The sequence below is a fragment of the Maribacter spongiicola genome, assembly GCF_052119685.1.
GTDB lineage: Bacteria > Bacteroidota > Bacteroidia > Flavobacteriales > Flavobacteriaceae > Maribacter > Maribacter spongiicola_A.
This window is the reverse complement of sequence record NZ_JBGQOO010000008.1, coordinates 14193-35248: the sequence shown is the minus strand read 5'-3', so window position 1 is coordinate 35248 and position 21056 is coordinate 14193. Positions and strand designations below refer to the sequence as shown.

Below are 21056 nucleotides of genomic sequence, written 5' to 3'. Positions count from 1 at the left end.
CACCTCACCGATGAACAAAAGAGATTTTATAAAAAACGCAGCGGCCTTGTCCACATTTGTATTATTACCATCAGGACTTTGGTCCTGTAAAAAAGAAGAAACGAAATTAACCAGACTTCGTACTGCGCATATTGGTGTTGGTAATATGGGATCTGAAGATTTAAAGGCAATTTCATCTCATAATAAAGTTGACGTAACCGTATTGTGCGACGTTGATGCAAACAACTTGGCAGAAGCTAAAAAGCTACATCCAAATGCAAAAACATATACCGATTACAGAGTGATGTTAAAAGAAATGGGCGATGAAATTGATGCTGTTGTGGTTTCTACGCCTGATCACACACACGCCCCTGCTTCAATGATGGCAATGGAAATGAACAAGCCAGTCTATTGCCAAAAACCATTGACTCATTATGTATCAGAGGCTAGAGCAATGAACAAATTGGCAGAAGAAAAAGGCTTGGTTACCCAAATGGGAATACAAGTACATTCCTTTTACGATTACAAACTAGCGACCTTACTAATACAATCGGGTATTATTGGTAAAGTACATACAGTACGTGCATGGTCGCCGAAAGATTGGGGCTATGATGGTGCCGAACCAACAGGCTCAGACCCTGTACCAGAATCATTAGACTGGAATTTATGGCTTGGAACTTCAGCAGAAAGACCATATAAAGAAGGTTTTTACCACCCAGGAAATTGGAGAAAATTAGTGGATTATGGCTGTGGCACTTTAGGTGATATGGGCGTTCATATCTTTGACACACCGTATAACGCCCTAGACCTTCAAGTTCCAATGACTATTAAAAACGAATGTAGAGAACCAAACGGATTCGGTTTTCCGCAAAACAATATTGTGACTTACGAATTTCCGCAGACCAATTATACTACCGAAACATTAAAATGGGTTTGGTACGATGGTCCGGGTGCACCAAAAGACCATGTGGACTTAATTCTACCAGGAGCTGAGAACATAACAGATTCAAAAGAAACTTCTGATGATTCTATGGAAGACAAAATGTCTTTGAAAACCAAAACTGCAGGTGAAGGTACATTACCAGATCAAGGCGCTATGTTCATTGGTGAAAAAGGTAGACTATTGCTACCACACTTTATGCAACTACCAAAGAAGATAGTAGATGGTAAATATGTAGATATTTCAGCAGAAATAGCAGCAGTAGAAAAAGTGAATAATATGGATAAACCAATTCGCGATTATGATTTGGAGGGACCTAAACATTACCACCAATTTGTAGATGCTTGTTTAGGCACAGATAAGACTACCGCTCCATTTTCATACGCATCAAGGCTTACAGAAACCATATTACTTGGTGTAATTGCCGGCAGGTTCCCAAATCAGGTTTTACATTGGGACAGTGAGAATGCAAAATTCGCCGAAGAGGAGGCAAATGCTTTCTTAGCAGGCGATTATAGAAATTTCTAAATCAATTATTAAAACTTCAAAACCACTTTCGAGTGGTTTTTTTATATGTATAATTAAAGGAACGAACCGCTAACTACTTACTCAAAATGACAACAATCTATACAAACATTTTTAGATATGCTCTTTTACTCATTAGCGTTCTATTGGTTCAAAGTTGCACCGAAAACAAAAAGCCAATACTTCAAATAAAGCCTCATACCACTATTGCTTTTATAGGAAATAATTTAGGATCAAGAATGTTGAATTATGGAAGTTTAGAAACAGAATTGCAACTGCGCTACCCAAACGATTCATTAATTATAAGAAACATGTGCGATGGTGGCGACACTCCAGGTTTTCGTCCGCATTCGGGGCGTGTTTCCCCATGGGCTTTTCCTGGTGCAGAAAAATTTCAGACAGAATTAGCACAGAATTCTGGTAGCGAAGGAGTTTTTGAAACTCCAGATGAATGGCTTTCACGATTAGAAACTGATATAATTTTAGCCTTTTTCGGCTACAATGAATCTTTTGAAGGCATTAGCGGAGTAGAAAATTACAAGTTAGAGTTAGATGCATTTATCAAACATACGTTGAAACAGAAATATAATGGAGTTACCGCTCCGCAATTAGTAATCGTTTCGCCTATTGCTTTTGAAGATATTTCAGACCATGTTGATGTGCCAAATGGAGTCTCAGAAAATGATAATCTAAACCTGTATGCCGATGCGATGAAAGAAGTCAGTAAGGCTAACAATGTTCCTTTTATAGATGTGTTTAACCCAACAAAAACTTGGTTTCAAAATTCCGATAAAGATTTGACCATAGATGGCTCTCAAATGAATAAAACCGGATATGATAAATTCGCTAAACTTTTAGCTGATGAACTTACCGGAAATAAAGCTATAAAACCTGAAAATAAAAGAATAGCTACAAACGAAGCTATCAACGAAAAGAATTTTTACTGGCATAATGATTATAAGATACCGAACGGAGTACATGTTTTTGGAAGACGTCATGCACCATATGGTACTGATAATTATCCGTATGAAATCAAAAAAACAAGAGAACTTACCGCAATAAGAGATTCGTCTATTTGGGCTACCGCTCAAGGCAATACTTATGATATAAATTCAGCTGATGCCCTAACAACTCAGCTACCTCCTGTAAAAACCAATTACAATTTAGCAAATGGCGAAGATCTTTTACATTATAAGTATGGAGAAGATGCAATTGAAACGTTGACCGTACCCAATGGGTATAAGGTTGAGTTATTTGCCTCTGAAAAAGAATTCCCCAATTTGGCTAACCCCGCACAAATATCTTTTGACAACAAAGGTCGATTGTGGGTCGCTACCCTGCCCTCTTATCCACATTACAAGCCAGGCGACCCAAAGCCAAATGATAAGATAATTATCTTAGAGGACACCGATAATGATGGTAAGGCAGACAAGGAAACGGTATTTGCAGATAAATTACATTTACCTATCGGATTTGAATTTTCACCAGAAGGCGTTTATGTCAGTCAAGGCACCAACTTAAAACTGTACACAGATACCGATGGAGATGACAAGGCCGATAACGTTGAAATAATTCTGAGCGGATTTGATGACCATGATACCCACCACGCCATTTCGGCATTTTGTGCAGATCCTTCTGGAGCATTTTATATGTCTGAGGGTATATTTCTTCACACGAATGTTGAAACCTCATACGGACCAGTTCGAGCCACAAATGGTGGATTTTACAGGTACAATCCGCAACGAAAACATTTAGAGCGCACATTACAAGTGGCAATTCCGAATCCGTGGGGAATTGCTTTTGACGAATGGGGACAAGATTTCTTTTTACACACTTCGGGTCCGGCAGTAAATTGGATGATGGCGAGTTCTTTAAAACCAATTTACGGCATTTCATCTCCATTGACCGAAGAATTGGTTGAAGAAGCACATCGGGTTAGACCAACTTCTGGAATGGAATTTATATCTAGCAGCCATTTCCCTGACGAAGTTCAAGGAGATATGTTATTAGCAAATTCCATCGGGTTCTTAGGTTTAAAGCAACATCAAATGATGGAAGATGGTACAGGCTACACATCTAAACACAGACAAGATTTAATTACGAGTACCGATCCTAATTTTAGACCTGTAGAAATGGAATTTGCGCCAGATGGGTCATTATATATTGTTGATTGGCACAATGTACTCATCGGGCACATGCAGCATAATGCACGCGACCCTTTACGAGATCACGTACATGGAAGAATCTACAGAATCACCTACCCTTCTAGACCTCTAGTAAAACCCGCCAAAGTTGATGGAGCTTCTATAGAACAGCTACTCGAAAATTTAAAATTACCAGAGTATCGAACTCGATACAGAACACGTCGCGAGCTAAGAGGTCGAAATACCGATGAAGTTTTAAAATATTTAAGTACTTGGGTTAATAATTTAGATAAAAACAATAGTAATTATGACCACAATCGCCTAGAATCTTTATGGGTTTCATGGGGCATGAACAAAGTAGATACAACACTTTTAGAATCACTACTAAAATCTGATGACCATAGAGTTCGTGCAGCAGCAGTTCGAGTAGTACGGTATATGGGGCACCAATTAAATAATGCACAAGAATTGATGAAATCTGCTGCCGCCGATAACCATGGTAGAGTTAGATTGGAAGCAATTACCGCAGCATCTTGGTTACCTAAATCGGAAGGTATAGAAATATTGGAAGTCGCCAAAAATTATCCTCTAGACAAATGGATGCAAGATTCTTTCAGTTTTGCCGGAACAAGATTAACAGGTAACTTTCTTGAAGAAAATAAAGAACAAATTCTAGCATCGCACCTAAAAGGAAACGATTTAGAAGTCTTCGCAAAAGGAAAGAAAATTTACGAAACAGAAGGCTATTGCATCACCTGCCACCAAGAAAGTGGCGCAGGTTTACAAAAAGCGGGCTACCCAACTTTGGTGGGTCAAGAATGGGTTTTAGGAGATGAAGAACGATTGATAAAATTAGCATTACACGGACTTTACGGACCAATGAATATAATGGGCAATCAATATGAAGGCCAAGTACCTATGATGGCTTTCAAAGGACTTTTAAAAGATGATGAAATTGCAGCAGTTCTTACTTATGTTAGAAATTCCTTTGGCAACAAGGCATCAGTTATTGACCCCAATAAAGTGAAAGAGGTCAGAGAAGCAACTAAGGATCGTAACAGTTTTTATACCCCAGATGAGTTATTAGAAGAGCATCCCATGAAATAAATAATCATAAAATAGATCCTATGAAATTAAAATATATAGCACTACTCTTTATAAGCATACTAACCGCATGTGGAAAAAAAGCCAAAGAAAAGACAGCAACGAAAACTGAAGAAACCAAACCACTTCATATTGTTTTCGTAACTGGTGAAGAAGAATATCGATCAGAAGAATCATTCCCCATGTTGGCAAAATTAGCAAAAAGAGAACTGGGTGCAAAAGTTACCGTTGTCTATTCCGTAGATAGTTTAGGCTTCATTGACCCTAACAGAACTGATCATATTGCAGGGCTTGAAGCTTTAGAAACAGCAGATTTAATGGTGGTATTTATGCGTTTTAGAAATCTACTAAAGGGCGAACGAGATTATATTACCGACTACGTAGAATCTGGCAAACCAATAGTCGGTTTTAGAACATCTACCCATGCCTTTAAATATGATAATGATTCAACGTTAACCGAATTCAATGAAGCTTGGCCCGCAAAGGTTTTTGGTCAACAATGGATTACGCACCATGGTCATTTTGATGATGGTAAATTTCCTGTAACCAAAATATCAATAAAAGAAGGTCATGCTGACAACCCAATTTTAAAAGGATTTTCAGAATTCGAAGCCTACAGCTGGTTGTACCATGTAGATGGTGGCGATTGGAAACTTCAAGGAGATAGTGAGCCTTTTCTTATGGGGCTCTCCACAAAATCGCAACATGAAATCGATGGCAAATTAGAAGAGTTCTCTTTAAATAACCCAGTTGCATGGACCAAAAGCTATACCGGAACTTCAGGTAAAAAAGCAAGAGTATTCTTTACAACACTTGGGCATCCATATGACTTTAAACTACCCGTTGTTCGTAAAATTGCAATGAACGGAATCTATTGGGCATTAGATAAAGAAGATAGTATTCCTGCAGACGGCGTAAATGTAACCTTAGAAGATCCCTTCTTACCCAACAATTCAGGGTTCGGTCAAAAATTCAAAAAGAATCAAAAACCAGAGTCGATACAGTAGTACTTTACTAAATGTATGCTAATAGTTTTATGCGCTCTTTTAAAATGTTCTATTTTTGAAAAAAAAGTAGATTGAAAACCCTTTGCGCGACCATCTTGTTATTTTTAACTTTCACAATTTTGGGTATAGCCCAAGATGCTAAAAGTGAAGAAGAATCAAAACAAATAAATATTGTCTATGGTGCCAACTTCACAAAAAATGAAGCTGAATACCCAGGTGCATCTATATTTAGTAAAGATGATCGACAAGTACAATTTGAACATCAAGGTGCCGACTTATGGTGCGATGTTGCTATTTACTACCAATTAGAGAATCGATTAGAAGCTATAGGAAATGTTGTTCTGAAGCAAGGTGACTCCGTCGAAATGACGAGTAAAAAAATCAACTATTTAGGTGATATAAAATTAGCGAAGGCTTGGGGCAATGTTGTTCTGACAAACTCAGACATGACGCTCAGAACAGACACCCTTCGTTTAGATCGCGAAAAGCAGGAAGCTTTTTATCAAGATAATGGTACCGTAATAGATTCTGCAAATACTTTGACAAGTAAAATTGGCAAGTATTTTATGGAGCTTAAAAAATATCAATTTTTAGATAGTGTACACGTAAAGAATCCGGAATATACTTTAGATTCTGAGCAGTTGGATTACTACACCACTTCTAAGAATGCTTATATGTACGGTCCGTCCACCATTAATGGCGAGACCTATAAAATATATTGTGAAAGAGGATTTTACGATACTAAAATTGAAAGCGGCTACGGAATTAAAAACACGCGAATAGATTATAACAACAGAATTATTGAAGGTGATAGTGTGTACTTTAATAAACTACAAGAATTTGCGTCTGCGACCAATAATATCACTGTAACAGACACCATCAATAACGGAATAATTAGAGCACATTATGCCGAAGTTTACAAGGCAAAAGATTCAGTTTTTGCTACACGTAGAGCGGTTTCTATTTCGGTACAAGAAAGAGATTCACTTTACGTACATGGCGATACTTTGATGGTAACCGGTAAACCAGAAAATAGAATTCTACGTGCTTTTAGAAATGCAAAATTCTACAAAACCGATTTAAGCGGTAAATGCGATAGCATACACTCTGCCCAAACAACAGGCATAACTCAATTAATTAAAAATCCAATTATTTGGAACGGTGCCAACCAAATGACGGGTGATAGCATTCACCTAAAATCGAACTTAGAAACTGAAAAATTAGATTCGCTTAAAGTATTACAAAATGCATTTATTATTTCGTTAGATAGTGTCAGCATGACGGGCTATAACCAAGCAAAAGGTATCAACCTCTACGGACAATTTATTGAAAACGAATTAAAGATTATCGACCTAGTCCAGAATACAGAAGTAGTATACTATATGTATAATGATGATGATGAACTTATTGGCATCGATAAAACGGTATGCAGTAAAATACGCATTACTATGGCAGAAAATGATATCGAAGATCTTACATTTTACACTGATCCCGACGGCGATATATTTCCTGAAAAAGATTTACCTGAAAATAGTAGAATATTAAAAGGCTTTATTTGGCGCGGCGATGAGCGTATTCTTACCAAAGAAGATATTTTTGACGAAGACGATAACAATTTAAAACTTGTTGTTATTAACGGCATTGACAACCCTATTGATATTGATGCCGAAGAGCAACAACGAAGCAAAAACGCTACCGACCCTATTAACAATATTCCAGGGCAGGATAAAGCAACAGATCCGAAAAAAACTGGGAATCCGAAAAAAATAAAATAAGTCTTTGACATGAATAAAGACTTTCTACAATATCAAGCTCAAACATCTCCGTATCCATTAGGGATGGAAGTATCTCATGCCAGTGGCAGTTATATTTATGACACCAATGGCAATGCACATCTAGATTTTGTTGCAGGTGTCTCAGCATGTACACTTGGTCATTGCCATCCAGAAGTTGTTGAAGCAATTAAAAATCAGGTAGAAAAGTATATGCATGTAATGGTATATGGTGAATATTCGCAATCACCAGCAACAACGTATACAAAATTACTGGCAGATAATTTACCAGAACCTTTAGAGGTTACCTATTTGGTAAATTCAGGAACCGAAGCCATAGAAGGCGCTTTAAAATTAGCCCGAAGATATACAGGACGTTCACAAATAATAGCGGCAAAATCTGCGTATCATGGTAATACCATGGGCAGCTTGAGCCTTATGGATTTTGAAGAACGTAAAAGTGTTTTTAGACCTTTGATGCCAGATATTTATCATATTGAATTCAACAACGATAAAGATTTAGAGAAAATAACCACCAAAACTGCATGCGTAATATTGGAGACAATACAAGGTGGTGCAGGATTTATACTTCCTAAAAATGGTTATTTAAAGAAAGTAAAAGAGCGTTGTACAGAAATGGGCGCATTACTTATACTTGATGAAATACAGCCAGGTTTCGGCAGAACAGGAAAATTATTCGCCTTTGAACATTTTGATTGTGTTCCCGATATTTTAGTTATTGGCAAAGGCATGGCATCTGGTTTGCCTGTTGGTGCATTCACGGCAAGCAAAGAGATTATGCATACCTTGAGCGAGAATCCGAAAATGGGTCATATTACTACATTTGGTGGTAATCCTGTAATTGCAGCATCAAGTTTGGCAACTCTGAACGTACTATTAAACTCAAATTTGATTACTGAAACTTTAAGGAAGGAAGCACTATTTAAATCGCTATTAAAACATCCGAAGATAAAAGAAATTAGAGGTAGAGGTTTAATGCTTGCCCTAATAATGGATACGCCAGTAACAGCTAATGAACTGGTATTACGAGCAAAAGAGAAAAACCTAATTCTATTCTGGTTACTGTTCGAAAATAGAGCCGTACGTATTTCTCCGCCATTAACCATTTCAGATAAAGAAATTAAAGAAGGCTGCGCAATAATTTTAGCACTTCTTAACTCCATGTAAATCAACGTTGTTAACTAATTTGTTAATAATATCGATTCCTAAGATGGCTGAAACCCCATACAATCACTTACTTTTAAAATATCTTGTAAAACCAAAAAGTTCCTATGGCGTTAGAATCTAACGAGAGACCGGACAAGCCAATTACAAAATTCGAATCAATGTTGAAGACAGACGATGTCTATTTCTTTGATGCCGAAGATTTTGAGGATATTGTGCACCACTACCTAAATCATGGGAAGATTTCTTTGGCTAAAAAAGGAATTAAAATAGGCCTACAGCAACACCCAGCTTCGATAGAATTGAAATTACTTCAGGTTGAAGTCATGGTTTTCGAAAACCAGATGGAAAAAGCTGAAGCACTTTTAGATGAACTACAACAATTAGATAAACACAACGATGAAATTTATATTCAACGTGCCAATATCTTTTCGAAACGAGATGATCACGAAGGTGCCATTGATTTGCTTCAAAAAGCATTAAGCTTCACCGACAATAGTTTTGATATTTATAGCCTTTTGGGCATGGAGTATCTGTTTATGGACAACTTCAAAAATGCCAAAGAAAGCTTTATGAAATGTGTAGAGTTCGACGAAGAAGATTATTCTTCACTTTACAATGTGGTGTATTGTTTTGAGTTTCTTGAAGATTATGATGGTGCCATTATTTATTTAAACGGTTATTTAGAAAACAACCCATATTGCGAAGTTGCGTGGCATCAGTTAGGTAAACAGTATTACTATAAACATATGTTTACCGAAGCCTTAACGGCTTTTGATTTTGCCATTATTTCTGATGATACTTTTATAGGAGCTTATTTTGAAAAAGGTAAGGTGCTAGAAAAATTAGGAAGGTATAAAGAGGCTATTGAAAATTACGAGACGACCATTTCTATTGAGGATCCCACATCTCACGCATTTTTAAGAATAGGAAAATGTTACGAAAAGTTGAAAGATACCGAGATGGCAAAATACTATTTCTACCAAACCGTTCATGAAGATCCCTTATTAGATAAAGGTTGGTTAGCGATAACAAATTTATATTACAGTATTAAAGATTTTGAAAAGGCTATTTTCTACATCAACAAAGCGCTGAATATAGATGGTGAAAATCCGCAATACTGGAAAAAATGTGCCAATATTCATATGGCACTAAAAAACTATGACCAAGCAGATTTCGCTTTTAAACAAGCGGTAGATTTAGGAAACTTTGAATTGGAAACTTGGTTAAACTGGGCAGAAGTAGTGCATATTAATGGAGAAGAAGCAGCGGCAGTAGAAATTTTAACTCAAGGAAGAGAATTTTATCCTGATAATTTAAAGCTATTATATAATTCTGTAGGTTACCTATTATTGGCCGAAGATCCAATAAACGCACGTATCATGTTAATGGATGCGTTGAAAATTGACAAGAAGCTGAAAAAACTACATTTGTTCACTGAAAATTTTCCAGAATATGGCAAGTCTGAATGGACGCAAGAAATTGTAAGAAAATACAATAAAACCTCATAGAAAAGGTTCTACATTTCATGAACAATAGAAAACTTAAAGATTATACGTTCATATCCCTAAAGGGTATGGCAATGGGTATTGCAGAATTAGTGCCAGGCGTATCTGGTGGCACAATTGCTTTTGTAACAGGCATTTACGAAGAATTTATTACTTCTATAAATAACGTCAACCTTACTACTCTAAAAATTCTAAAGGACGAAGGTTTTAAAAATTTTTGGGAGAAATTAAATGGCAATTTTCTATTAGCCTTGGTCTTGGGTATGATGATTAGCATTTTCTCGCTATCAAAAGTCATTGCTTGGTTATTAGAAGAACACCCAATAATTACATGGTCTTTCTTTTTCGGTTTGGTTTTGGCAAGTGTCATTTTTGTAGCCAAATCGATTAAAAAATGGAATGTTCTAGCTATTCTATTATTCATAATGGGTACCGTAAGTGCTTTCTATATTACGACCTTACCCCCTTCTGCTAGTTCTGGAAGCCTACCATTTATATTTTTATCGGGTGCGATAGCAATCTGTGCCATGGTTTTACCAGGTATTTCCGGTTCTTTTATATTAGTCTTGCTGGGCTCTTACAAAACTGTACTAGAAGCTGTTAATGAAAGAGATTTTGGTATTGTTATCACTTTTGCATTTGGTGCTGCATTTGGTATTTTAAGTTTTGCTCGAGTTTTAAAATGGATGTTTACCAATTATAAAGATGCGACACTTGCAGTTTTAACAGGTTTTATCTTAGGATCGTTGAACAAAATATGGCCATGGAAGAATATAATTGAGATTATTCAGATTGGTAAAAAAGAAATTATAATCGATGAAAACATCTCACCTTTCGCTTTTCAAGGCGATAATCAATTAACCTTTGCTATTGTAGCCGCTGTAATAGGTTTTTCTCTTATTTTTATATTAGAAAAATCAGCTTCTAAGAAGTAAAGCGAAAACCTACATGAACGAACCCCGATCCTTTACCGATAAATTTTTCTTGGTCGTAAAAGGGCTTTGTATGGGTGCTGCCAATAAAGTACCTGGCGTATCTGGCGGTATTGTTGCTTTTGTAGGCGGTTTTTACGAAGAATTCATTTATTCCCTTCAAAAAATAAATACCAAAGCTTTTAAGCTTCTAATTAGTGGTAGACTTAAAAGTTTCTACAGATATATAAATGGTCCATTTCTAACACTGCTTATTTTCGGTATGCTCGTTAGCTATTTCAGCATTTCGAAATTATTAGACTATTTTTTAGTAACACATGAGCTATATGTTTGGTCAGCTTTTTTTGGTATGATTCTAGGCTCTATTTACTATATAGGCAAAGATTTCGATTATTGGAAAAAGAAAACATTTACGGCTGCCATCATAGGGCTGAGTGTTGGTATTGCTATCAGTTTTCTTAGTCCGGCGAAAGAAAACGATAACTTATTATTCATCTTTTTATGTGGTATGATCAGTGTGTCGGGCATGACATTACCCGGACTTTCGGGTTCATTCATATTAATTCTATTAGGTAATTATGTGCTGTTACTCGTAGACTCTGTAAACGCATTATACGATACTTTCTCAGAATTACTAGTAGGTGATTTTAGTTTCACTTCTAATACCGAAAGATTACATACCCTTAAAATTTTAGCTGTGTTCACCTTGGGATCAGCAACTGGTCTAGTAACTCTTTCTCATGTATTGACTTTCGTATTAAAACATTATAAACATGTTACTACGGCAACTATATTGGGATTTATAACAGGATCATTAGGAGTTGTTTGGCCTTGGAAAAAAACTATTTTTAAAACAGGAATAGATGGGGAGACTATTTTAGACTCTAACGGAAAAGGCATAATAATGAACTACGAACGGTTTTTGCCAGATATGACCACTGTAGAAAACTGGACGGCTATTTTCTTTATTATATTTGGTATTAGTATTTTGTTACTTTTAGATTGGTATGGAAAAAACAGAAAGACAGAAAGCTAACTACGGCTTAATAGGAAAAGATATTTCTTATTCATTTTCAAGAGGATATTTTAAAAAGAAGTTCGAAGATATGGGATTGGATAATTGCTCATATCAAAACTTTGATTTACAATCGATTTCAGAATTCCCGACCATTTTTAAAAAAACTGAAAATGTACAAGGACTAAATATTACCATTCCTTATAAAGAAGAAGTCATGGCTTTTTTAGACGATATCGATATTGCAGCCAAAAAGATAGGTGCCGTAAATACCATAAAATTTACTAAAAATGGTTTAGTTGGGTTTAATACAGATGCCTACGGATTTCAAAAATCACTTGAACCCCATTTAAAAGATCATCATAAAAAAGCACTGATTTTAGGTACCGGTGGGGCATCAAAAGCTGTGGCATTTGTACTTGAAGAATTAGGCATTACGTTTTCTTTTGTATCTAGAAGCGGAAAAAACGATGGGTATACCTATCATGAGCTCAGCGATAATATCATAGTTGAACACACCTTGATCATTAATTGTTCTCCGGTAGGCACTTTCCCTAAAATAGAAGAGAAACCTGCAATACCGTATTCGAAAATTAGTGAAGCACATCTGCTTTTTGACCTCATATATAATCCAGAAGAAACCGCATTTTTATCTGCGGGTAAAGCCAATGGGGCATCGATTTGTAACGGACATAGAATGCTAGAGTTTCAAGCCGAAAAATCTTGGGAGATTTGGAACCAGTAACCTTCTGTTCTTAAACTTCTCTTTTAGTAATACATTTCAAATTCTTGATTTTGCTAAGATGTATTCAATTACATATAGCTAAAAAGAACAATCAATTCTTTGCCAATCGTAGGGTTGTCACTATCTTGTAAACATATAATTTAGGATTATGTCTGAGGATAAAGAACAACAATTAACAGAGAATTCAATAGATGAAAAAACTGTAACAGAAACTGCTGAAAACGCAGTGTCAGAAACAGTTGATTCTGTTAAAGAATCGACAGAGGTAGAAGTCGAAACATCAACTAAATCTAATGAAGAGTCAGTAGAAGCCGATGTTATGGAAGAAATTGATGATTCTAATGCTGAAGATGCTGAAGATACCGACACTGAAAAAAGGCATGAAATACCAATGCCTGATTACCATGAAATGAGCATGGAAAATTTGGTGGGTGAACTACAGCGATTAGTAAATAATGAAAAAGTTCAGTCCATTAGAAAGCATGTTGATACTATTAAGGATGAATTCAACCAAAAATTTGATGAACTACTAGAAGAAAAGAAAGAAGAATTCATTTCTAACGGTGGTAATGAAATTGATTTTAGATATAATTCAGTTGACAAAAAACAGTTTAACGAAGTATATACAGACTACAGAGATAAACGCAATCAACATTATAAAAGCTTAGAAAAAAGTCATAAAGAGAATCTTGCCTATAGATTAGACCTTATTGAACAGTTGAAATCTCTTGTAAATGTTGAAGAAGATATAAATACGACTTACAATAACTTTAAGGATATACAGGCGAAATGGCGTCATGCAGGTGCTATACCAAGAGCAGATTACACTAACGTTTGGAAGACCTATCACCATCACATAGAAATATTCTACGACTTCTTAAATATCAATAGAGACTTAAGAGACTTAGATTTTAAGCATAATCTAGAAGAAAAAACTAAAATTGTGGCAAGAGCTGAAGAGCTTTCGAAAGAGCCCGATTTAAATAGAGCTTTTAGAGAATTACAGGTATTACATAAAATCTGGAAAGAAGATTTGGGCCCTGTAGGTAAAGATCATAGAGAAGCTATTTGGGATAGTTTTAGTGCTGCAACCAAAATTATTCATGAAAGAAGACAAGATTATTTTAAGAATCTTGACCAGATAAAAGAAGAAAATTTAGCACGCAAACAAGCTATTATTGCCGAAATTAGTGAACTAAGTTCGAATGTCTCAAGTAATCATGGCACGCTACAACAACAAATTAAAAAATTAGAAGAATTAAGGGAGGCTTTTTTCAAAGCTGGTCAGGTACCTCAGAAATTAAATTCTAAAACTTGGAATAGTTTTAAAGGAGCCGTGCGCGCATTCAATCAGAATAAAAATGCGTTCTACAAAAATCTCAAAAAAGACCAACAAGAAAATTTAGACAAAAAGAGGGCGCTTTTAGAAATTGCGAATACCATAAAAGATAGCGATGATTGGGATGCTACCACGGCAGAAATGAAACGCATTCAAGGGCAATGGAAAAAAATAGGGCATGTTCCAAGAAAATACTCAGACAAATTATGGAAAGAGTTTAAAACCGCTTGTAATCATTATTTCGACAAGTTAAACGCTCTTAAAAATGATGCCTTTAAGGAAGAGGAAGCCAATTTTAAACAAAAAGAGGAATATATTGACCGTCTTAAAGCCTTTGAATTAAGTGGCGATAAAACGAAAGATCTATCTGCAATTAAGAAGTTTTCTGAAGAATGGAAAACATATGGTAGAGTTCCTTTTAAAAAGAAAAATATTAATTCAAGATTTGATAAAATCATTGATGCGCTTTACCAAAAAAGTGGTGTAAGTAAGCAAGAGTCTGAATTGTTGAAATACGGCAATAAGATTCAACAGCTGAGTGTTAATGATAATCAAGAACGTGCAATACAGAATGAGCGTGCATTTATCAGAAAAAAAATTGATGAAAGTAAAGATGAAATAAGGCAATTAGAAAACAATTTACAGTTTTTCTCAAATGCATCTGAAAGTAATCCTTTGGTGCAAGATGTTATAAAAAGAGTCAACCAGCATAAAGAATCTTTAGCAGCATGGAAAGCTAAATTGAAAAAATTGAACATCTTAAAAAACAACCTTAACAAAGAAGACGAAGAGGTTGAAGAATCTGAAGAAACTAAAACGGAAGAATAAATTCAACCATTTAAGACCACTATATAATTATATCGATTTATATAAATTAAGTTGATATTTTTGATAATTGGAAGACATATACCAATCAGGCAATTTGAACGTTTTTTATATAAGAAATAACGTACTATTAAAAGTATGGTTAAACCAGAAATAACAACAAACGAAAAACAACGTCTTAAAGCTTTAAAGAGCTTTAACATTCTTGACACCTTAGAAGAAAAAGAATACGATGCCATAACCCGTATTGCAGCAGATATTTGCGATACGCCTATGGCATTAGTTTCTTTAATAGATGAAGATAGACAATGGTTTAAATCGCATCATGGTATAGATGCTACCGAAACTCCGAGAGATTTAGCATTTTGTGCTCATGCCATAAACACACCAGACTCTTTATTCGTTGTCAACGATGCCAATCAAGATGACCGTTTTTTTGACAATCCATTGGTAACCGGAGGTCCATCAGTACAGTTTTATGCAGGTGCTCCATTAAATACCAAAGATGGTGAATCTATAGGTACGTTATGCGTGATAGATATCAAACCCCGAAAAGAATTTACCGAAAGACAAAGGGCTTCATTAAAAGATCTTGCCGATCAAGTAATGGCTCAACTAGAACTTAGAAGACAGAATATTCAGCAAAAAATTATCAATGAAGAGTTACGTATAAAGAACGATCAGCTAAAACATTTGTCTTATCGTTTGGCTCATGATATGAAAACACCCCTATTAGGCATAAGTTCTATAGTTGGCTTTATCAAAGAAGATTACTCAGATTTTTATAAAGAGACTGAAATTCCAAATTACCTAAGTATTATCGATAATAGAGTAGAGTTTATGGAATCGTTAATTAACGGCATCATTAACTATAATGCTATAACCAATGCAGATATAACCTTGCAAGAGTTCAATATCTCTAAAGAAATTGAATCGGTGCTCAACAAACAAACTAATGCTACCAAGGTTCATTTGCAATTAGACAGCTGCAATGAAACTATAAACCACTCACTTAATAGTTTTCATCAAATATTCAGAGATTTAATTTCTAACAGTATAAAATTCACCGATAAATCTACTATTGATATATTAATAGGTTTTAAAGAAGATCAAGATTTCTATGAGTTTACCTACGAGGATAACGGACCAGGAATACCCGAGCGATATTGGGAAAAAGTTTTTACACTTTTTGAAAAATTGGGTACAGAAAATACCAACGATACTGGTATTGGCTTATCCACTATTAAAGCTCTTATAGATAAACTTGGTGGCACAATTAGCATTGGCAAAAGAAAAGATGATAAAAAAGGTGTGTATTTTAATTTTACCCTTTCCAAAAATATAGGTTAACCTTGCTAACCCCTGTCAAATTTTTTTTATGGGTCGTAGTAATCGTATATACTTTTATTGACTTAAGCTCAAAAAAAAAGATAGCGATACTACCAAAGGTCAATCTAAAATACTACAACGAGAAGCCTTCTCCGTTCTAAATACTACCTGTAATTTCCGCCATGAGGGAAAAAGAAACAGAACAATCTTCAGCCTTGAAAAAATGAATACTTTGGCAAAAACAATAGAATACCAAGTATTTACTACTCGAAAGATGCCGAAAGGAAGAAAAAATAAACTATCACCTTTAGTAGAAGAGAAGTTGAAGAATTGGATGAACTCTCTGCATATCCCATAAAAAAATGCCTCTATAATATAGAGGCATTTTATATATATTCTAATTTAAAATTATTTCGCTACATTGACAGCTCTTGTCTCACGTATTACCGTAACTTTTACTTGACCAGGATAGGTCATATCTGTCTGTATTTTTTGTGAAATCTCAAACGACAATTGAGCAGCTCTATCATCATTTACTTTTTCGCTCTCAACAATAACACGAAGCTCTCTACCAGCTTGTATTGCGTAAGCCTTCTGTACACCACTAAAGCCAAATGCAACCTCTTCAAGGTCTTTTAGACGCTGAATATAAGAATCTAACACCTGTCTTCTTGCACCAGGTCTTGCACCACTAATAGCATCACAAACCTGTACGATAGGTGCAATTAGAGTTTTCATTTCAATTTCGTCGTGGTGAGCACCAATAGCATTACAAACTTCCTCTTTTTCTCCGTATTTCTCGGCCCATTGCATTCCTAAGATTGCATGTGGAGTTTCTACTTCATTTTCAGTATTCGGCACTTTACCAATATCGTGCAAAAGACCTGCACGTTTAGCTATCTTAGGGTTCAATCCTAACTCAGCAGCCATAACGCCACAAAGTTTAGCAACTTCCCTAGAGTGTTGCAAAAGATTTTGTCCGTAAGAAGAACGATATTTCATTCTACCCACTGCACGAATCAACTCTGGGTGTAATCCATGAATACCTAAGTCTATAACAGTACGCTTACCGATTTCTACGATTTCTGCTTCAATCTGCTTTTCTGTCTTCTTAACTACCTCTTCAATTCTTGCAGGGTGAATTCTACCATCGGTTACTAATTTATGAAGCGAAAGTCTTGCTACCTCTCTTCTTACTGAATCGAAACAAGAAAGAATAATAGCTTCTGGAGTATCATCAACAATAATTTCAACACCTGTAGCAGCTTCTAATGCTCTAATGTTTCTACCTTCTCTACCAATGATACGTCCTTTTACATCATCAGATTCAATATTAAAAACAGAAACACAGTTTTCAACAGCCTCTTCAGTACCTATTCGTTGTATAGTATTGATAATAATTTTACGTGCTTCTTGTTGTGCCGTAAGTTTAGATTCTTCAACCGTAGATTGAATATAAGCCATAGCATCAGATTTTGCAGTTTCCTTTAAACTCTGTACCAACTGATTTTTAGCTTCATCTGCAGAAAGACCAGATATAACCTCTAATTGTTGAATTTGGCTTTTATGCATTTTATCCAACTCTTCATGACGTTTTTCGAACAATTCTATTTTCTGTTCGACTTCCTTCATTTTACCATCTAACTGAGAGTTCATGTTCTTGTTTTTGGCAAGCTCACTACTCACTTGAGATTCTTTATCTCTTGTACGCTTTTCAGCATCGTTTATTTTTTTATCCTTACTATTAATAACCTTCTCATGTTCAGCTTTTAATTCTAAAAACTTCTCTTTCGCCTGTAAAATCTTTTCTTTCTTGACACTCTCTCCCTCAGCATTTGCATCTTTTAATATGCGTTCAGCGTCTTTCTTTGCGTTTATTATGGTTTTAGAGGCTTTCCCTTTTTCCAAAAATTTTGCTATTGCAAAACCGATCGCCAGCCCAACTATTGCGGCAATAATTATCATTGTACTATCCATAGTGTAATTTATTAATAAAAAAAAAAGCCCACATTGGAGAAGTTTTGATCAAACTCCGGTAAACAGGTTTAGGGTTAACAGACTGATCAAGGATCCCTATACGAGTAGGGCTTGCTTTTACAATCTAAACTCACCCTTCTTAAAAAAATAAATGTTGAGTTTGTCAAAAGGTATTACCAATGTGGGCAGTAACTTAATATATTTAAAAGAACGTTTTTATTTTAAAGCCAATTTAGAACTCACCAAATCTTCTAACGCTTTTAAACGTTCTTCAGCTTCTTTGGTACCTTCTGTTTGCTCTATGCCACTCTGCTCAATTTTAGAAGCAAACTGCAAGGCACACATGGCCAATACATCTTGTTTGTCTCTAACTGCATAGTTCTGCTCAAATTTTTTAGCCAACTGTTCTATATTTTTAGCGGCTTTACGCAAACCTTCTTCCTGAGCAGGATCAATAGTCAATGGGTAGACCCTATCAGCAATCGAAAGTTTAATTTTGAGCTTATCTGACATATTATTATAAACATTACTCCGACAATTGAGCTATACAATGGTCCAACTCTCGTATTAATGTATTTATTTTAAGCTTAGCTTCTGTTTTGTTTGTATTACTGCCAAGCATTGAATTTGCAAGTTTGAGTGAATTATATTTTTCTTCCCATTCAGATACCGTTTTACTGGTATTTTCTTGTGAAGATTTTATATTCCTCAATTCTTTTTCCAATTCACTATTAGCATTGTTTAAAACCTCAAGTTTATGCAACAATTTGCTAATTTTATTTTCTAAAGAATCAACGATTTTAATTAACTCGCTCATACATTACAGTCAATGCGATTTACACAAAGTTAACATACATTATATGACTTAGCAATAGTTTTGTGAAATATTCGTAAATCTGTTGTTCTTAATTTCAGAATACATAACAATAAACTCTTTATAATAATTTTAGCGTCCTCAACTTCACGGAATTGTTATTGATTAATTATTTTCGCACTATTGCTGTCTACCTATGAAAAAAATATCCCTTGGTCTGTTATTATTATTTTGTTTTAGTCTTTTCGCACAAGAAAATTATCCGAAAGATGCTTTTGGACCACCAATGGATATCCCCATCATTTTAGCGGGTACGTTTGGCGAACTACGTTCAAATCATTTTCATTCTGGAGTTGACATTAAAACGCAACAACGAGAAGGCATTCCTATAAACGCTATCGGCGATGGTACTATTACCCGAATTAAGGTCTCACTTTGGGGTTATGGCAAAGTTCTTTACATCGCTCACCCAAATGGATACACTTCTGTATACGGGCATCTTCAAAAATTCTCTCCCGCTATCGAAGCTTATATAAAAAAGCTACAATACGATAAAAAATCTTTTGAGGTAGAGGTATTTCCTGATTACGGAGAGTTAAAAGTATCGAAAGGCGAATTAATAGCTTATAGCGGCAACACGGGTGGTTCTGCCGGTCCGCATTTACATTTCGAAATAAGAAGTAGTATTTCTGAAAAGCCCACCAACCCATTAATGTATGGTTTAGACGTTGCAGATGCCACCAACCCTATAATTGAAAAACTTTTCGCGTATCCCTTAAATGACAAATCTCATGTAAATAGTAATTATGAGAGAACACAAATAAATTTCAGCAAACAGAGCGACGGCACTTTTTTAGCAGATAAAGTTTCTGCCCTTGGTGACATCGGATTCGGTTTTGTTGGTTTTGATAGGTTAGATATGGCTGCAAATAAAAATGGAGTATATAGTGTTGAACTAAGTGTAAACGGTAAAATATATTCACTTTACGACTTCGAATCATTTTCATTCGGTGAAACCAGATATATAAACACATTGGTAGATTACGATTATTATGGCCGAACAAGAGAGCGTATTCAAAAGAGCTTTAAATCGGCGGGTAATAACCTGAACATCTATAAGGAGCTATACAACAAGGGATTAATTTCGGTAGCCAACGGTTTAAGCTATACCGCCAAATTATTGATTAAAGATTATGCCGGTAATAAAATAGTGTTAAATATACCCATTGATGGAACAAAAAATTTATTGGGAAACAAAAAAGAAATTGCCAAAACCGATAATTATGTAATTGCAAAAAAACCAAATAATTTTGATTTAGGCGCTGCTAAAGTATACTTCCCCACCAATACCTTTTACGAAGATTTTTATATCGATCTAAAAAAAGGAAAAGACACAGTAACCATTCATAACAACACGGTACCGGCACATAGAAATTTCACCATTACTTTTGATGTCTCAAAATATTCGAACGAGATACAAAAGCAATTATTTATTGCAAGATTAGATGACAAACTTAGACCCAACCACGCAAGCACCTATAAGAGAGGTAATGAATTTACTACTCGTACCCGTAATTTAGGCACCTATACTTTAGCAAGAGATTCTGTTGCGCCAACCATTAGAACCAAAAATTTTAAAGAGAAACAATGGCTTAACAATTACAAATATCTTAGTGTTCATATAGCAGATGATTTAAGTGGTGTAGATACCTATTCGGCAACCTTGAATGGGGAATGGATACTGATGGAATACGAACCAAAACGTAATACATTGACCTATAATTTTGACGATAAGATAGAAGACAAAACGCAATGTGTTCTTGAAGTTACCGTTACAGATAATGTAGGCAATACAAACACCTTAACCACCTCTTTTTATAGAAAATAATATAGTTGAAACTCCTTAACGTTCTTAG

Annotated in this window: 15 protein-coding genes and 1 other RNA gene; 12 read left to right on the top strand and 4 right to left on the bottom strand. The window is 35.3% G+C overall.

From position 1 onward, the window contains the following. Nucleotides 1-10: 10 nt before the first annotated feature. From ACEN2N_RS12800 to ACEN2N_RS12750, 11 genes are all read left to right on the top strand, one after another. Nucleotides 11-1447 carry a Gfo/Idh/MocA family protein gene (locus ACEN2N_RS12800; protein ID WP_441824693.1) on the top strand — a complete coding sequence of 479 codons (1437 nt, stop codon included), beginning with the start codon at nt 11-13 and terminating at the stop codon, nt 1445-1447. 86 nt (nt 1448-1533) lie between these two features. Then, nucleotides 1534-4695, top strand: coding sequence for a PVC-type heme-binding CxxCH protein (locus ACEN2N_RS12795; RefSeq protein WP_441824692.1), 3162 nt, complete (start codon nt 1534-1536; stop codon nt 4693-4695). Between the two features lie 20 nt (nt 4696-4715). Beyond that, a complete protein-coding gene (locus tag ACEN2N_RS12790) occupies nt 4716-5699 on the top strand; it encodes a ThuA domain-containing protein (protein ID WP_441824691.1) in 984 nt (327 codons plus the stop codon). A 119-nt stretch (nt 5700-5818) separates the two neighbouring features. Continuing rightward, entirely contained in the window at nt 5819-7474 is a 1656-nt protein-coding gene (locus ACEN2N_RS12785; protein WP_441824690.1) for an OstA-like protein, read from the top strand. A 9-nt stretch (nt 7475-7483) separates the two neighbouring features. Then, on the top strand, nt 7484-8659 hold the full coding sequence (locus tag ACEN2N_RS12780; protein WP_441824689.1) for an aspartate aminotransferase family protein: 1176 nt from the start codon (nt 7484-7486) through the stop codon (nt 8657-8659). Between the two features lie 104 nt (nt 8660-8763). Continuing rightward, on the top strand, nt 8764-10167 hold the full coding sequence (locus ACEN2N_RS12775) for a tetratricopeptide repeat protein (protein ID WP_441824688.1): 1404 nt from the start codon (nt 8764-8766) through the stop codon (nt 10165-10167). A gap of 17 nt (nt 10168-10184) precedes the next feature. Further along, nucleotides 10185-11099: a DUF368 domain-containing protein gene (locus ACEN2N_RS12770; protein WP_441824687.1), complete on the top strand. Its 915-nt coding sequence runs from the start codon at nt 10185-10187 to the stop codon at nt 11097-11099. A 13-nt stretch (nt 11100-11112) separates the two neighbouring features. Beyond that, nucleotides 11113-12132, top strand: a complete 1020-nt coding sequence (locus ACEN2N_RS12765) for a DUF368 domain-containing protein (RefSeq protein WP_441824686.1) — start codon at nt 11113-11115, stop codon at nt 12130-12132. Then, nucleotides 12104-12856: a shikimate dehydrogenase family protein gene (locus ACEN2N_RS12760; protein ID WP_441824685.1), complete on the top strand. Its 753-nt coding sequence runs from the start codon at nt 12104-12106 to the stop codon at nt 12854-12856. The genes ACEN2N_RS12765 and ACEN2N_RS12760 overlap by 29 nt, the downstream gene beginning before the upstream one ends. A 148-nt stretch (nt 12857-13004) precedes the next feature. Then, complete coding sequence (locus ACEN2N_RS12755) at nt 13005-15023, top strand: DUF349 domain-containing protein (RefSeq protein WP_441824684.1); 2019 nt, start codon at nt 13005-13007, stop codon at nt 15021-15023. A gap of 135 nt (nt 15024-15158) precedes the next feature. Further along, nucleotides 15159-16370 carry a sensor histidine kinase gene (locus ACEN2N_RS12750; protein ID WP_441824683.1) on the top strand — a complete coding sequence of 404 codons (1212 nt, stop codon included), beginning with the start codon at nt 15159-15161 and terminating at the stop codon, nt 16368-16370. Between the two features lie 387 nt (nt 16371-16757). Here the strand turns inward: ACEN2N_RS12750 and rny are convergent, their stop codons facing one another. The 4 genes from rny to ACEN2N_RS12730 form a co-directional block, all read right to left on the bottom strand. Then, nucleotides 16758-18326: a ribonuclease Y gene (gene rny, locus ACEN2N_RS12745; RefSeq protein ID WP_441824682.1), complete on the bottom strand. Its 1569-nt coding sequence runs from the start codon at nt 18324-18326 to the stop codon at nt 16758-16760. Nucleotides 18327-18376: 50 nt separating this feature from the next. After that, nucleotides 18377-18486, bottom strand: a non-coding RNA gene (ssrS, locus tag ACEN2N_RS12740) — 6S RNA. Nucleotides 18487-18542: 56 nt separating this feature from the next. Further along, on the bottom strand, nt 18543-18839 hold the full coding sequence (locus ACEN2N_RS12735) for a cell division protein ZapA (RefSeq protein WP_441824681.1): 297 nt from the start codon (nt 18837-18839) through the stop codon (nt 18543-18545). 13 nt (nt 18840-18852) lie between these two features. Further along, the gene (locus tag ACEN2N_RS12730; protein WP_441824680.1) at nt 18853-19143 is read right to left on the bottom strand and encodes a hypothetical protein; all 291 of its coding nucleotides are present in this window, start codon (nt 19141-19143) and stop codon (nt 18853-18855) included. 193 nt (nt 19144-19336) lie between these two features. On the opposite strand from ACEN2N_RS12730, the gene ACEN2N_RS12725 reads away from it, so the two are divergent. Then, nucleotides 19337-21028, top strand: coding sequence for a M23 family metallopeptidase (locus ACEN2N_RS12725; protein ID WP_441824679.1), 1692 nt, complete (start codon nt 19337-19339; stop codon nt 21026-21028). Nucleotides 21029-21056 lie beyond the last annotated feature (28 nt).

Bases quoted from the DNA above. Each gene is read 5' to 3' on its own strand.
- ACEN2N_RS12755 (WP_441824684.1), top strand. From the start codon at position 13,005: ATGTCTGAGGATAAAGAACAACAATTAACAGAGAATTCAATAGATGAA.
- ACEN2N_RS12730 (WP_441824680.1), bottom strand. From the start codon at position 19,143: ATGAGCGAGTTAATTAAAATCGTTGATTCTTTAGAAAATAAAATTAGC.
- ACEN2N_RS12750 (WP_441824683.1), top strand. From the start codon at position 15,159: ATGGTTAAACCAGAAATAACAACAAACGAAAAACAACGTCTTAAAGCT.
- rny (WP_441824682.1), bottom strand. From the start codon at position 18,326: ATGGATAGTACAATGATAATTATTGCCGCAATAGTTGGGCTGGCGATC.
- ACEN2N_RS12760 (WP_441824685.1), top strand. From the start codon at position 12,104: ATGGAAAAAACAGAAAGACAGAAAGCTAACTACGGCTTAATAGGAAAA.
- ACEN2N_RS12780 (WP_441824689.1), top strand. From the start codon at position 7,484: ATGAATAAAGACTTTCTACAATATCAAGCTCAAACATCTCCGTATCCA.
- ACEN2N_RS12795 (WP_441824692.1), top strand. From the start codon at position 1,534: ATGACAACAATCTATACAAACATTTTTAGATATGCTCTTTTACTCATT.
- ACEN2N_RS12725 (WP_441824679.1), top strand. From the start codon at position 19,337: ATGAAAAAAATATCCCTTGGTCTGTTATTATTATTTTGTTTTAGTCTT.
- ACEN2N_RS12775 (WP_441824688.1), top strand. From the start codon at position 8,764: ATGGCGTTAGAATCTAACGAGAGACCGGACAAGCCAATTACAAAATTC.
- ACEN2N_RS12735 (WP_441824681.1), bottom strand. From the start codon at position 18,839: ATGTCAGATAAGCTCAAAATTAAACTTTCGATTGCTGATAGGGTCTAC.
- ACEN2N_RS12790 (WP_441824691.1), top strand. From the start codon at position 4,716: ATGAAATTAAAATATATAGCACTACTCTTTATAAGCATACTAACCGCA.
- ACEN2N_RS12765 (WP_441824686.1), top strand. From the start codon at position 11,113: ATGAACGAACCCCGATCCTTTACCGATAAATTTTTCTTGGTCGTAAAA.
- ACEN2N_RS12770 (WP_441824687.1), top strand. From the start codon at position 10,185: ATGAACAATAGAAAACTTAAAGATTATACGTTCATATCCCTAAAGGGT.
- ACEN2N_RS12800 (WP_441824693.1), top strand. From the start codon at position 11: ATGAACAAAAGAGATTTTATAAAAAACGCAGCGGCCTTGTCCACATTT.